The sequence below is a fragment of the Mesorhizobium sp. Ca11 genome (genome assembly GCF_020165275.1).
Taxonomy (GTDB): domain Bacteria; phylum Pseudomonadota; class Alphaproteobacteria; order Rhizobiales; family Rhizobiaceae; genus Mesorhizobium.
In genome coordinates this window covers 382,639-396,307 of the sequence record NZ_JAIUHU010000003.1, presented here as the reverse complement: position 1 = coordinate 396,307, position 13,669 = coordinate 382,639, and the positions used below count along the sequence as shown (strand labels likewise).

General features: G+C 63.2%; 12 protein-coding genes. 11 read left to right on the top strand and 1 reads right to left on the bottom strand.

Annotated features, from left to right (window positions below; all coding sequences use genetic code 11):
- The first annotated feature begins 1 nt into the window (after position 1).
- From LB538_RS08235 to LB538_RS08215, 5 genes are all read left to right on the top strand, one after another.
- Complete coding sequence (locus LB538_RS08235) at positions 2–1,039, top strand: zinc-binding dehydrogenase (protein ID WP_224524055.1); 1,038 nt, start codon at positions 2–4, stop codon at positions 1,037–1,039.
- Positions 1,040–1,261: 222 nt separating this feature from the next.
- Positions 1,262–2,428: a glycosyltransferase 87 family protein gene (locus LB538_RS08230; RefSeq protein WP_224524057.1), complete on the top strand. Its 1,167-nt coding sequence runs from the start codon at positions 1,262–1,264 to the stop codon at positions 2,426–2,428.
- The gene (locus LB538_RS08225; RefSeq protein WP_224524059.1) at positions 2,421–3,389 is read left to right on the top strand and encodes a glycosyltransferase family 2 protein; all 969 of its coding nucleotides are present in this window, start codon (positions 2,421–2,423) and stop codon (positions 3,387–3,389) included. Before LB538_RS08230 ends, LB538_RS08225 begins: the two co-directional genes overlap by 8 nt.
- A complete protein-coding gene (locus LB538_RS08220) occupies positions 3,386–4,204 on the top strand; it encodes a ChbG/HpnK family deacetylase (protein ID WP_224524062.1) in 819 nt (272 codons plus the stop codon). The genes LB538_RS08225 and LB538_RS08220 overlap by 4 nt, the downstream gene beginning before the upstream one ends.
- Positions 4,201–4,608, top strand: coding sequence for a GtrA family protein (locus LB538_RS08215; RefSeq protein ID WP_095766288.1), 408 nt, complete (start codon positions 4,201–4,203; stop codon positions 4,606–4,608). Before LB538_RS08220 ends, LB538_RS08215 begins: the two co-directional genes overlap by 4 nt.
- 83 nt (positions 4,609–4,691) lie before the next feature.
- Here LB538_RS08215 and LB538_RS08210 read toward each other — a convergent pair whose 3' ends face one another.
- Positions 4,692–5,516 (bottom strand): MurR/RpiR family transcriptional regulator, encoded by an 825-nt coding sequence (locus tag LB538_RS08210; protein WP_224524066.1) that lies wholly within the window; start codon positions 5,514–5,516, stop codon positions 4,692–4,694.
- A gap of 145 nt (positions 5,517–5,661) precedes the next feature.
- Between LB538_RS08210 and LB538_RS08205 the strand changes: the two genes are divergently transcribed.
- From LB538_RS08205 to LB538_RS08180, 6 genes are all read left to right on the top strand, one after another.
- Positions 5,662–6,480 (top strand): N-formylglutamate amidohydrolase, encoded by an 819-nt coding sequence (locus LB538_RS08205; RefSeq protein WP_224524069.1) that lies wholly within the window; start codon positions 5,662–5,664, stop codon positions 6,478–6,480.
- Between the two features lie 23 nt (positions 6,481–6,503).
- A complete protein-coding gene (locus tag LB538_RS08200; protein ID WP_095766291.1) occupies positions 6,504–8,039 on the top strand; it encodes an amino acid permease in 1,536 nt (511 codons plus the stop codon).
- A gap of 87 nt (positions 8,040–8,126) precedes the next feature.
- Entirely contained in the window at positions 8,127–9,497 is a 1,371-nt protein-coding gene (locus LB538_RS08195; protein ID WP_224524074.1) for a glutamine synthetase family protein, read from the top strand.
- A gap of 188 nt (positions 9,498–9,685) precedes the next feature.
- Positions 9,686–11,074, top strand: coding sequence for an aldehyde dehydrogenase family protein (locus LB538_RS08190; protein WP_224524077.1), 1,389 nt, complete (start codon positions 9,686–9,688; stop codon positions 11,072–11,074).
- Positions 11,075–11,092: 18 nt separating this feature from the next.
- Positions 11,093–12,265: an iron-containing alcohol dehydrogenase gene (locus LB538_RS08185; RefSeq protein ID WP_224524080.1), complete on the top strand. Its 1,173-nt coding sequence runs from the start codon at positions 11,093–11,095 to the stop codon at positions 12,263–12,265.
- Between the two features lie 246 nt (positions 12,266–12,511).
- A complete protein-coding gene (locus LB538_RS08180) occupies positions 12,512–13,618 on the top strand; it encodes an ABC transporter substrate-binding protein (protein ID WP_095766294.1) in 1,107 nt (368 codons plus the stop codon).
- Positions 13,619–13,669: the final 51 nt, after the last annotated feature.

The window sequence follows — 13,669 nt, the reverse complement described above, 5'->3', positions numbered from 1 at the left end:
CATGACGCTTCCTTCGCAGATGCAGGGTCTGTTGCTTGTCGGCGACGGTTACACCAGGACGCCCTCGGCGGCCGCGCTGGAGGCGATGGAGCCTTACCTCCAGCCCGGCAGCATCGAGGTGCCGGCGCCCGGTCCCTCGCAGGCGCTGATCAAGGTCAGCCTCGCCTCGATCAACCCGTCCGACATCGCCTTCATCAAGGGCCAGTACGGCCAGCCGCGGGTAAAGGGCCGGCCGGCGGGCTTCGAAGGCGTCGGCATCGTCGTCGCCACGGGCGACGATCCCCATGCAAGGAGCCTTGGAGGGAAACGCGTCGCCTTCGCCACCGGCGTGTCGAACTGGGGCGCATGGGCGGATTATGCGGTTGCCGAGGCCGCGTCCTGCATTCCGCTTCTCGACACCGTGCGCGACGAGGTCGGCGCAGCGATGATCGTCAATCCGCTGACGGCCTTGGCCATGTTCGACATCGTCAGAGAGGAGGGCGAAAAATCCTTCATCATGACCGCGGGCGCCAGCCAGCTCAGCAAGCTGATCATCGGGTTGGCGAAGGAGGAAGGTTTCCGCCCGATCGTCACCGTGCGTCGCGACGAGCAGATTCCACAGCTGAAGGAGCTCGGCGCCGCCCATGTGCTCAACGAGAAAGCGGCGGATTTCGAGGTGACATTGCGCGAGGCGATAAAGGCCGAGCAGCCGCGCATCTTCCTCGACGCGGTCACCGGCCCGCTGGCTTCGACCATCTTCAATGCCATGCCGAAACGCGCGCGCTGGATCGTCTATGGAAGGCTCGACGCCGAGCCGACCGTGATCCGCGAGCCCGGCCAACTGATCTTCCAGCACAAGCGCGTCGAAGGGTTCTGGCTGGCCGAATGGATGCGCCAGTTCCGCGACAGGCTAGGCCCGGCGGTGCTGGAAGCGCAGAAGCGCTTTTCCGACGGACGCTGGTCGACCGACGTCACCGCGGTCGTGCCCCTCGACGAAGCGATGGCGAGGCTGCCGGCCGAGCTCGCCAAGCCAAACGGAAAGGTGTTCATCAGGCCGTGAGGCAATCGAGCGCCGATCGCAGTTGTTCAGACCAGACCAAAGCCTTGAACACAAAGCTGTGATCAACCCGACAGCGGCGGAAAAAAGCCGCTGTTGCGCCGTCATTGCCTCGCGCCGGTAACAGCCACGTTCGGATGTTTTATTCCATTCGATGTGATATCTCGCCGGCGGTAAAAAACCAGGCGGCGATGGGAAAGTCCTGGTCGGAATTCGGGGTGCGCTATGATGGTAACCAAGCCGGTTTTCGACCGTTTGGGGCTTTGGCTTTGGATCGGGTCGTTTCTGCTTGTGCTTGGTCTGGCGCTATGGTCGCCCGATGCGCGTTCGGTGGTCCATATCTACAGGCATGGCAGTGAAGCTTTTCTGGATCGCCAACCGCTGTATCAGGTCGAAGTTGCCATGGGGTATCTATACGCTCCCGCCTTCGCCGTCCTCTATGTTCCCCTGCTGAAGCTCGGGCCGTATCTGGGCAATATCTTGTGGCACATGCTGGGCTTCAGCGTCCTGACCTTTGCCGCAATGCGTCAGGTGCGCAAGCTTGGCGGCCAGGAACAGACATGGCTGCTGTCCTTCGGTCTTTTTGTTGCCTTGCCGGTGGCGCTGGCAGCGCTTCGCAATGGCCAGGCGACGATCCTGCTCACAGGGGCGTGCTGGTTCCTTACACTGTCGACACTCGAGGGGCGCCGGGCCGAAAGCTTCTTCTGGGCCATGCTTGCGATCATCGCCAAGCCGACCGCGATCATCATACTGTTTCTGACGGGGGCGCTGCGTCCCCGGCTGATACCGGTGCTGGTGCTGGCGGTGCTGGTCGCGCTCGCGATACCCTATGGCTTTGCGTCGAGCGACTACGTCAACGCGCAATATCATGATTTCTTCCGGCTTCTGACTTCGATGACGGTGGACCCGACCGGCCCCTTCGTTCCGGCCGACTTCACGGCGCCTTTCATGCGATTTGGCATCCCGATTTCCGAGTTTGATGCGACGATCGTGCGCGTCGTCGCGGGTTTGCTCACGCTTTGGCTGGTGCTCCAGCTCGATCGCAGGCTGGACGCCAACATCAGCGGACTCGCCATCTTCCTCGCCGCGGCATTCTACATGTGCGTCTTCAATCCGCGGGTCGAGCAGAATACTTACGCCATGGTGGCGGTGCCTGCCGGTCTCTCCATCGCCCTACTTTGGCGGGAGAAGGGAGCCGGGGCCATGTGCTGGTTCTTGGCGGCGTTCCTCTTCGTCACCGGACTGACCAGTGCCAACCTGCAACTGCACGATCTTTTCCACCCGTGGTTCCGGCCGATCAGCGTCAGCGTAATCGCCTGCGTGCTCGTCGGCTGGTTCTGGACGCAAGACAGACAGAAGGCGCCTGCCGCCGGGGCCGTCGCGCATGGCTGAGATGCTCGACATCATCGCGCCGTTCTTCGACGAGGCCGAATCCGCCATCGCGTTTGTCGGGCTGCTCGACAAGCTGGAAGTGGCCGTGGCGGAGCGCTTCGGCATGACAGTCCGCAAGATACTCGTCGACGACGGCAGCCGCGACGGCAGCGCCGAGACGTTCGCGGCCACGCTCTCCGGCTCCTGGGAGATCGTGCGGCTCAGCCGTAATTTCGGCAAGGAAGCGGCGGTGCTCGCCGGGCTCGATCATTCCCGTGGCGACATGGTCCTGATCATGGACTCGGACCTCCAGCATTCCATGGATATCAGCCTGAGGATGATCGGCGAGCTGGTCGAGCATCCGCAGATCGATGTCGTCTACGCGCAGAACGACCGGCGCGAGGGGAGCTGGCGGCGCAGCCAGCTGGCGCGGCTCTTCTACAGGCTGATCAACAGCAGCCAGCGCTTCGATATTCCCGAAAATGCCGGAGATTTCCGTGTCATGCGCGGCGCGGTGGCGCGTGCCTTGACAAGCGTGCGCGACAAGCGCCGCTTCAACAAGGGTCTGTTCGCCTGGGCCGGCTTCCGCCAGAAGGCTGTGCTTTACTCGCCGGAAAACCGCGGCGGCGGCACGTCGAAATGGACAAGGTTCAACCTGATCGCGTTCTCGCTTGAAGGGTTCACCTCGTTTTCCGTGATCCCGCTGCGCGTCATCAGCCTCATCGGATTGCTCGCGGCATTCGCAGGCCTGGCCTATGGCGTGAAGGTGCTCTTCGAGGTGCTGTTCTATGGGATCGCCGTGCCTGGCTACCCCAGCATCATGGTCGCCGTCGTGCTTTTTGGAGGCCTCAACCTGGCGCTGCTCGGCCTGATTGGCGAGTATGTCTGGGTCACGCTCAGCGAAAGCAAGGACCGGCCCGTCTATATCGTGCGCGACGTGCTGCATGGCAATGCCGCCGAGCAGGTTGCCCCCGGCAAATGACCCGGCCGATCCGCCTGATCGCCGACGATTACGGGCTTGCGCCGGGGGTATCGAGCGCGATCCTCGACCTCATCGAGCGCGGCCGCCTGACCGGGACCAGTTGCATAACCGGGTTTGCCGAATGGGAAGAGGCGGCGGCGCGCATCAGGCCGTTGCGTCAACAGGCCGCCATCGGGCTACACCTGACCCTCACCGATCAGATAGCCGCAACCGGTTCGTCCAGCCTGGCGCCAGACGGCAAATTGCCTGGGCTTGCCTCTCTTGCGCTGCCGGTCCGTCGAGGGCGCATCGACGAGCAGGACATTCATGCCGAGCTCGACGCCCAGTACGACCGCTTCACCGAAGCGCTGGCCGGCCCGCCCGATCACATCGACGGGCACCAGCATGTGCATTTTCTTCCCGTGGTACGGAATTGGTTGCTCGCCCGGTTTGGGGAGAGCGCACACAAGCCCGCGCTGCGCGGCGCGCCCGGGCTTACCGGCCTGGACGCGGCGGCCAAGATCGCGGCGATCGCCACGCTGGCCGCGGGCTTCAACAGGTCGATGCAGCGGGCCGGCTTTAACGTGATGACGCCGCTCTACGGCATCTATGACTGGCGGCAGCCGCAAAAATTCGCTCCGACGCTGCGCGCCGCGGTCGACACCTTGCCCGAACAAGGGGTGTTCATGTGTCATCCGGGTCAAGTCGATGACATTTTACGGGCGCGAGACCCGATGCAGGGCGCGCGTGAGGTCGAGTTCACGGTTCTCAGTTCTGAGGATTTCGGCGCCAGCCTCGAACGGGCCGGAGTGCGCGTCATGGACGGCAAAGCATGAGCGCCGGTCAGCCGCGGCGTTCGACCGGCAACAAGATCGTCCGCTTCGCCTTGGTCGGGCTGGTCAACACCGGCATCGATCTCACCGCATTTTTCCTGCTGCTCAAGCTCGTGGTGCCGGCTCTGGCCGCCAATGTCGGTGCCTGGTTCGTCGCGGTGCTCTTCTCCTTCGTAGCGAACCGCTTCTGGTCGTTCGAGCGGGACCCGGACATCCGGCTGCATCGGTCCTTCCTGCGTTTCGTCTCGCTCGGGGCGCTGATTTCGCTCGGTGTTTCGAGCCTGTCGATCGCTGTACTGGCGGGGGTTGTCGGCGTCTGGCCGGCCAAGATCCTCGGCGTCGTGGTGGCCGCCGTGCTGAACTTTTTGGCGGCGCGCTGGTCGATCGAGGGCAGGATCGTAAAGTAGCTGCTCGGCCGGCTCCGCGTCGATATAGGCGGCTTGGGGACGGATTCAGATTTCAGGTCTGTCCGACCTGAAATCATCCGGCTCTATCGCAAGCTCTCCAGGTCGCGCATGCGCTTGGCGCCGGCGGCTTCCAATTGCCTCGTCACGGCGGCGATCAGCGTTTCTGCGACGACGAAGAGTGCGGCGGACGAATCCCAGGCCGAGGGCACGGCGGTGCGTCCGGCGATCACGTGTCGGGCGAAGCGGGCGATCGGCGAAAGCCACTGGTCGGTGAAGAGAATGATCTGCACGCCGCGATGGTGAGCCTTCTCGGCGAAGCGCACGAGACTTTCCTGATAGCGGCGGATATCGAAGATCACCAGGACGTCGCGCTTGCCCATGTCGATCAGCCGGTCGCGCCAGATGCTCTCCTGGCCGGCGAGGTGATAGACATCCGGCTGGATGATGGCCAGGTGAGCGGCCATGTAGCGCGCCAGCGGATCGGTGAAACGGCCGCCGATGAGGAAGGTCTTGCCGCGCCGCTCGGCAAGTCTCGTGGCAATGTCTGCCAGCTGTCTGTCGGTGAGGTGCCGGAAGGTCTCGCGCATGTTGTCGAGCGTTGCCTCGAGCATCGGCGAGATGGCGCCGCCGGCCGAGCTTGGATTGAGCGTGCGCGAAGCGGGCGACTGCAATTGCGCCGCCAACTCATCCTGCAGCGCCGACTGGAATTCAGGGTAGTTCTGGAAGCCGAGCCTGGCCACGAAGCGCAGGATCGTCGGCGAGGACACGCCGGCTGCGGCCGAGAATTCGGCGACCGTCTTCAGCCCGGTCAAGGGATAGTTGGCAATCAGCGTCTGGGCGGCGCGGCGCTCGCCGGCCGGCATCGTCCCGATGCGGTCCGAGATCAGTTCGGCAATGCTGGAAATCATGGTTTTCCCCCGCCCGTTGGCCGCCCGCCGCCGTTTTCCCGAATTCGCGTTTGACAAAGCCGGTCAAACTGTATGAAATCATTCATAGGGACGCAATGAGACAAAATACGTAACATTCGATACAGCGCCCCCAGGGGACGGCAGTATGGAGAGAGCACGGCCCGCCAGCCTTGCACCGTCTGAAACCGTGAGGGTGACGAACCCCGGCGGCTCAAGCCCCTTTGTCTTCACCTGCGACCATGCCTCCAACGTCCTCCCCGCCGAGTTCGGGACGCTCGGCCTGCCGGCCGAGGACCTTTCGCGCCACATCGCCTGGGACCCGGGCGCGCTTCCTGTCGCGCGCCGCATGGCCGAAGCGCTTAATGCCACCTTGATCGAGACCCGCGTGTCGCGGCTCGTCATCGATTGCAACCGGCCGCTCGACGCGCCGGACCTCGTGCCGCCGATTAGCGAGACGACGGCCATCCCGGGCAACACAGATCTTTCCGAGAGGCAGCGCGCCGCGCGCGTCGACCTTGCCTGGCGCCCGTTCCACGACACAATCGCCCAGATCATCGACGAGCGGCTGGCGCGCGGCCAGGAGACGCGGCTGGTGTCGGTGCACTCCTTCACGCCGGTCTACAAGGGCAAGAGCCGGCCATGGCATATCGGCATCATCCATGACGAGGATCGCCGGTTGGCGGCGCCGCTGATATCGGCGCTGCAGCGGCTCTCCGGCGTCACCGTCGGCGTCAACGAACCCTATTCGCCGGCCGACCGCGTCTATTTCACGCTGGAGCGGCACGCGCGTTCGCGCGGCCTTGCCTGCGCGATGATCGAAATCCGCAACGACGAAATCTCCGGCGAGACCGGGCAGCGGAAATGGGCGGACCTGCTCACCGGCATATTCTCGAATCTGGAGCCTGACGAGGCCAGGGGCTCCCGACAACGCGCAATGGGAAAGTCAGTGCAATCGGCCAGCTAAGAACCAGATAGGGGACTTCCAAAATGAGACCTGAAGAAATCGACAAGTCTGAGGACGTAAAAGTCCTTCACAGCATGGGATATGCCCAGGAATTGGCTCGCCGCATGAGCGGCTTCTCCAACTTTGCCATTTCCTTCTCGATCATTTGCATCCTGGCGGGTGGCATCACCTCGTTCCCGCTGGCCATGGCCACCGGCAGCGGTTTCGAAGCGACCATCGGCTGGGTTATAGGCGGTCTGTTCGCCCTTGTGGTCGCGGCTTCGCTCGGCCAGATCGGTTCGGCCTATCCGACCGCCGGCGGGCTTTACCATTGGTCGTCGATCTTGGGCGGGCGCGGCTGGGGCTGGGCGACGGCCTGGATCAACCTGCTTGGGCTGATCTTCGTCGTCGCTTCGGTCAATGTCGGCGTCTATGCGCTCTTCAAGGACCTCGTCTGGGCCGGCGTGTTCGGCCACGATGTGTCGGCTTGGGGTTATCAGGAGCAGGTGATCGGGGTCGTGATCATCACGGTGACGCAGGCGCTATTCAACCATTTCGGCATCAAGTTGACCACCGCGCTGACCGACTTTTCGGGCTATCTCATCCTGGTCGTTGCGGTGGTGTTGACCGCGATGTTCCTGATCTGGGGCGCGAGCTGGGATTTCTCGCGACTGACCACTTTCGTCAACAACACGGGTGATGCGGGTGGCGGCTATGTGCCGACGGCACGGACGGCGCTGGTCGCCTTCCTGATCGGTCTTCTCTATCCACTATACACCATCACCGGTTTTGACGCCTCCGCCCATACCTCGGAGGAGACCCACAACGCCCGGGTGGCAGTGCCGCGCGGCATGATCCATTCGGTCCTCTGGTCATTGGTCTTCGGCTTCGTCATGGCCGTCTCTTTCGTGCTGGCAAGCCCGGATCTGGCGGCGACTGCCAAGGACGGCGCGAACGCCTGGTTCAATCTCTTCAATAATCTGCCGGCGCCGTTTTGGTTGAAGAGCATCATCGCCATCGCGATCGTGGTAGCAAACTACATCTGCGCGTTGGCTGGACTGACCTCCACCTCGCGCATGATATTCGCCTTCGCGCGTGATGGCGGGCTGCCCGGCTCCTCCATGTGGAAAACCGTCAGCCCGACATGGCGCACGCCGGTGGCGGCGATCTGGCTCGGAGCCGTCCTCTCGGTCGCAGCGACGCTTTACTCGCCGGCCTTCGCGGCTTTGGCGGCCGGCTGTGCCCTGTTCCTCTATGTGTCCTATGCGATGCCGGTGGCGGCTGGCCTTCTTGCTGAAGGCAAAAGCTGGACCGAATTCGGCCCGTTCCGCCTGGGTGTGTGGTCCAAGCCGTTCGCCATCATCACCATCCTCGGCGTTCTGGTGTTGATGTACGCGGGTATCCAGCCGCCCTTCGATATCTTGATCAACTATGCCATCGGTTTGATCATCCTTCTCGCGGTGCTGTGGTTCGGCATAGAATCCAAGCGGTTCAAGGGCCCGCCGATCGGGGCCGATATTGCTCGCCGTCAGGCGGAAATTGCGGCAGCCGAAGTGGCGGTTGGCGAGACCGGCCACTGATACTTCGCTTCATGGCCATGGCCGGCGCAACGCCGGCCATGGTTTGTTTCTCCCTTTTCAATCGACAAGCGCTGGAGTGCCAAAGGAATGGCCGGGAATTTCTCGTTCGATCAGTTGAAGAAAGCGGTCTCTAACGGCGAGATCGACACGGTGCTGGCCTGCATCGTCGATATGCAGGGCCGGCTCTCGGGAAAACGCTTCCTGGCTCAGTATTTCGTCGATTCCGCGCATGGCGAGACGCATGGCTGCAACTATCTCTTGGCCTGCGACATCGATATGGAGCCGGTGCCGGGCTACAAGGCGGCGAGCTGGTCGAAGGGCTATGGCGACTTCGTCATGAAGCCGGACCTGTCGACGCTGCGGCGCATTCCCTGGCTGGAGAAGACGGCGCTGGTCATCTGCGACGTGCTCGACCATCACGACCATGAGGATTTGGCGCACTCACCCCGCGCGATCCTGAAGAAGCAGGTCAAGCGCCTGCAGGAGCGCGGCTATATCGGCTATTTCGCCTCCGAGCTCGAATTCTATTTGTTCAGCGAGACCTACGATTCCGCGCGCAAGAAGCACTGGCAGGGGCTCGACAGCGCCTCGCCCTATATCGGCGACTACCAGATCGGCATCACCAGCAAGGAAGAGGGCGTCATGCGCCGGCTTCGCAACGAGATGGAAGCCGCCGGCATTCCGATCGAGAATTCCAAGGGCGAGTGGGGTCCCGGCCAGGAAGAGATCAACGTGCGCTATGCCGAAGCGCTCGAGATGGCCGACCGCCACGTCATCCTGAAGAACGGCGCCAAGGAGATCGCCGATTCCGAGGGCAAGGCGATCTCCTTCATGGCCAAGTACAATTACGGGCTGGCCGGCAATTCCAGCCATATCCACAATTCGCTGTGGAGCGCGGACGGCAAGACGCCGCTGTTCTTCGACAAGACGGCCGACTGGACGCTGTCGAGCCTCGGCCAACAATGGGCGGCCGGGCAGCTCAAATACGCCAAGGAGTTCACCTGGTTCCTGGCGCCCTACGTCAATTCCTACAAGCGCTTCCAGGCCGGCACCTTCGCGCCGACCAAGATCATGTGGAGCGAGGACAACCGCACCGCCGGCTTCCGGCTGTGCGGCGAGGGCACCAAGGGCATCCGCATGGAATGCCGCATCGGCGGCGCCGATCTCAATCCGTATCTCGCCTTCGCCGCCCTGATCGCGTCCGGCCTTGCCGGCATCGACGAGAAGCTCGAGCTGCAGAAGCCGTTCGTCGGCGACGCCTATCAGGCCTCGCGTCTGCCCGAGATCCCGAAGACGCTGCGCGACGCCACCGAGACACTTTCGAAGTCGAAGATGCTGAAGCAGGCCTTCGGCGACGACGTGATCGAGCACTATGTGCACACCGCCCGCTGGGAGCAGTTCGAATATGACCGCCGCATCACGGATTGGGAGCTGCACAGGGGCTTTGAGAGATACTAGGGGGCTGGGTTAGCGTCGGCGCCGCCCTCACCCTTACCCTTCCCCCGTGAAGAACGGGGAGAGGGGGTCGCCCGCGCAGGAGCTTCTCCCTTCTCCCCGTCACTATACGGGGAGAAGGTGCCGGCAGGCGAATGAGGGGCGGCGCCAAGCCAAGTGATTTTCGATTGTTGTAAAACTGCGAGGAAGAAATGACCGAAACGGTCAAACTCAAATCCCCCATCGACGGATCGATCTATGCCGAGCGGCCGGTCGCGAGCGACCAGGCGATCAACGCGGCGGTCGAGCGCGCCAGGGCGGCGCAAGAAAAATGGGCCGAGACGCCGCTCGTCGAGCGCGGCAAATACATGTTGGCAATGCTGGAAGCCCTGGTTGCGATGACCGACGAGATCGTGCCCGAGATCGCCTGGCAGATGGGCCGGCCGGTACGCTATAGCGGCGAGTTCGGCGGCGTCAAGGAACGCACCAACTACATGGTCGAGATCGCCGAAGCCGCGCTGAAGCCGGTGCTGGCCTCCAACCCGAAGGACGGCTTCCGCCGCTATGTGAAGAAGGTGCCGCTCGGGGTCGTGCTGGTGATCGCGCCTTGGAACTATCCGTATCTCACCGCGGTCAATACGATCGTGCCGGCGTTGATGGCGGGCAGTGCCGTTATCCTAAAGCATGCCGCGCAGACGTTGCTGGTCGGCGAGCGCTTCCAGCAGGCTTTCGACAAGGCCGGCCTGCCAAAGGGGCTGTTCCAGAACCTGGTCATGAACCACGCCCAGACCGAGAAGCTGCTCGGCTCCGGCAAGATCGACCATGCCAATTTCACCGGCTCGGTCGGCGGCGGCCGCGCCATCGAGAAGGCCGCGGCCGGCACCTTCATGACGCTCGGCCTCGAGCTCGGCGGCAAGGACCCCGCCTATGTGTTGCCCGACGCCAAGATGGATCATGCGGTCGCCAATCTGGTCGACGGCGCTTTCTTCAATTCCGGCCAGTGCTGCTGCGGCATCGAGCGCGTCTATGTGCACGAAAAGGTCTATGACGAGTTCGTCGAGGGTTTTGTCGCAGAGACCAGGAATTATGTCGTCGGCAATCCGCTGGAGCAGGCGACGACCATGGGACCGATGGCGCAGGCGCGTTTCGCCGATCTGATCCGCGAGCAAAAGGCCGAGGCGCTGCGCAAGGGCGCCAAGGCGCACATCGGCACGAAGGTCGAGAACGACAGGCCAGGCTCGCCCTATCTGGCGCCGGAAGTGCTGACCGGGGTGGACCACCAGATGAGCGTCATGCGCGAGGAAAGTTTTGGGCCGATCGTCGGCATCATGAAGGTGCGCAATGACGAGGAGGCGATCGCGCTGATGAACGACAGCCCCTACGGACTGACGGCGTCGATCTGGACGCGCGACACGGAGCGCGCGGTGGCCATCGGCGACCGCGTCGAGACCGGCACGGTGTTCATGAACCGCTGCGACTATCTCGACCCGGCGCTGGTCTGGACCGGCGTCAAGGACACCGGCAAGGGCGCCGCGCTCTCGGCCATCGGCTATGACAATCTGACCCGGCCGAAATCCTATCACCTGCGCGAAGCAATCTGACTTTTTGAAAGACAAGACATGTCCAAGCTGATCTCCAAATGGAACTACCCCACCACCGTCCGTTTCGGCGCCGGACGTATCAAGGAACTGCCGGACGTGCTGGCTGCCGCGGGCATCAAGCGCCCGCTCTTCGTCACCGACCCGGGCCTGGCAAAACTCCCGGTCGTCGCATCGACGCTGAAGATCCTTGACGACGCCAAGGTCCCTTACGGCGTTTTTTCGGAGGTGAAGCCGAACCCGGTCGAGTCCAACCTCACCGCCGGCATCGCCGTGTTCAAGAAGGGCAAGCATGACGGCGTCATCGCCTTCGGCGGCGGCTCGGCGCTCGACCTCGGCAAGCTGATCGCCTTCCAGGCCGGGCAAACGCGCCCAGTATGGGATTTCGAGGATGTCGGCGACTGGTGGACCAGGGCCAATTCGGACGCGATCGCGCCGATCATCGCGGTGCCGACCACGGCGGGAACCGGCTCCGAGGTCGGCCGCGCCGGCGTCATCACCAATGAGGAGACCCACACCAAGAAGGTCATCTTCCATCCGAAGCTTCTGCCGGCGATCGTCATTGCCGATCCGGAGCTGTCGGTCGGCATGCCGGCCTTCATCACTGCCGGCACCGGCATGGACGCGCTTGCGCATTGCCTGGAGGCCTATTGCGCGCCGGGCTACCACCCGATGGCCGACGGCATCGCGGTGGAAGGCATCCGTCTGGTGTTCGAGAACCTGCCCAAGGCCTTTGCCAACGGCAAGGATCTGGTCGCCCGCGCCCATATGATGAGCGCCGCCGCCATGGGCGCCGCCGCCTTCCAGAAGGGGCTGGGCGCAATCCATTCGCTGTCGCACCCGATCGGCGCGCTCTACGACACCCATCATGGCATGACCAATGCCGTGTTCATGCCTTATGTGCTGGCCTTCAACCGCGAGGCGATCGACGAGCGTATCGCCAGGCTCGCCGCCTATTGCGGCATCAAGGGCGGCTTCGACGGCTTCGCCAAGGCGATCGTCAAGCTGCGCAAGGAGCTCAAGGTGCCGCATGCGTTGCCCGGCCTGATCAAGGGCCTCGACATGGACAAGAAGCGCAAGACGCTGATCGCCGACATGGCGGTAGTCGACCCGACCGCCGGCGGCAACCCGGTCAAGCTCACCAAGAAGGCGGCGCTGACGCTGCTCGAAAATGCGATCGCCGGCTCCGTCTGAGAGCCGGCTTTCAATGCCGAAGAGTTGACTGAAGAGGCGTTCCAAAGGGGAAGGGAGAGGGCAAAGGGCAAGGTGAATAACCATTAGCCGGAAAATTAAGCGCGGGCTAATTGCTACAGTCCGTTAAAAAGAGTTAACTTTTTTTGCCGCGGGGATCGGGTTTCAAAAAGCCTTCATCCGGCTGTCACACGAAAACGATACCCGCATCGCAGGCGCTTAAACGCGCCAGTTCAACGGAGAGAACACATGTTCAAGTTCACGGGGAAAGTGCTTTCCCTCTCGGCCGCGGCGCTCTTTGCGTCGACGGTGATTTCGTCCGCGGATTCGCTGGACGATCTCGTCAAGGCCGCGAAGGCTGAAGGCCAGCTCACCACCATCGCGCTTCCGCATGACTGGTGTGGCTACGGGGCAGTGATCGACGGTTTCAAGGCTAAGTATCCGGGGATCACCATCAACGAGCTCAATCCCGACGCCGGCTCGGGCGACGAGGTCGAGGCGATCAAGGCCAACAAGGACAACAAGGGCCCGCAGGCGCCCGACGTCATCGACGTCGGCCTGTCCTTCGGCCCGACCGCCAAGGCCGACGGCCTGCTGATGCCTTACAAGGTGTCGACCTGGGACTCGATCCCGGACAGCGCCAAGGATGCCGATGGTGCCTGGTATGGCGATTATTACGGCGTGCTGTCGTTCATGGTGAACAAGGACCTGGTCAAGGAATCGCCGACCGACTGGGCCGACCTGCAGAAGCCGGAATTCGCCAATTCGGTCGCGCTCGCCGGTGACCCGCGCGCGTCGAACCAGGCCATCCAGGCGGTCTATGCCTCCGGCCTGTCGTCGGGTGCCGCCGCTGGCGAAGCTGCCGGGAAAGCCGGCCTCGAGTTCTTCAAGAAGCTCAACGCCGCCGGCAACTTCGTTCCGGTCGTCGGCAAGCCGGCGACGCTGGCCCAGGGCCAGACGCCGATCCTGATCAACTGGGACTACAACGCGCTCGCCGGCCGCGACACGCTGAAGGGCAACCCGCCCGTCGACGTGATCGTGCCGAAGACCGGCGTCGTCGCCGGCGTCTATGTGCAGGCGATCAGCGCCTTCGCGCCGCATCCGAATGCCGCGAAGCTGTGGATGGAATACCTCTATTCCGACGAAGGCCAGATCGGCTGGCTGAAGGGCTATTGCCACCCGATCCGTTTCAACGATCTCGCCAAGAACGGCAAGATCCCGGCGGACGTGCTGGCCAAGCTGCCGCCGGCTGAGTCCTATGCCTCGGCGGCTTTCCCGACGCTCGACGAGCAGGGCAAGGCCAAGGAAGCCATCAGCAAGAACTGGGACGCCACTGTCGGCGCCAACGTCAAGTAAGACTTGAAATGCACCGGGCGGCCGTCTGGCCGCCCGGCTTTCCCTCGAAGA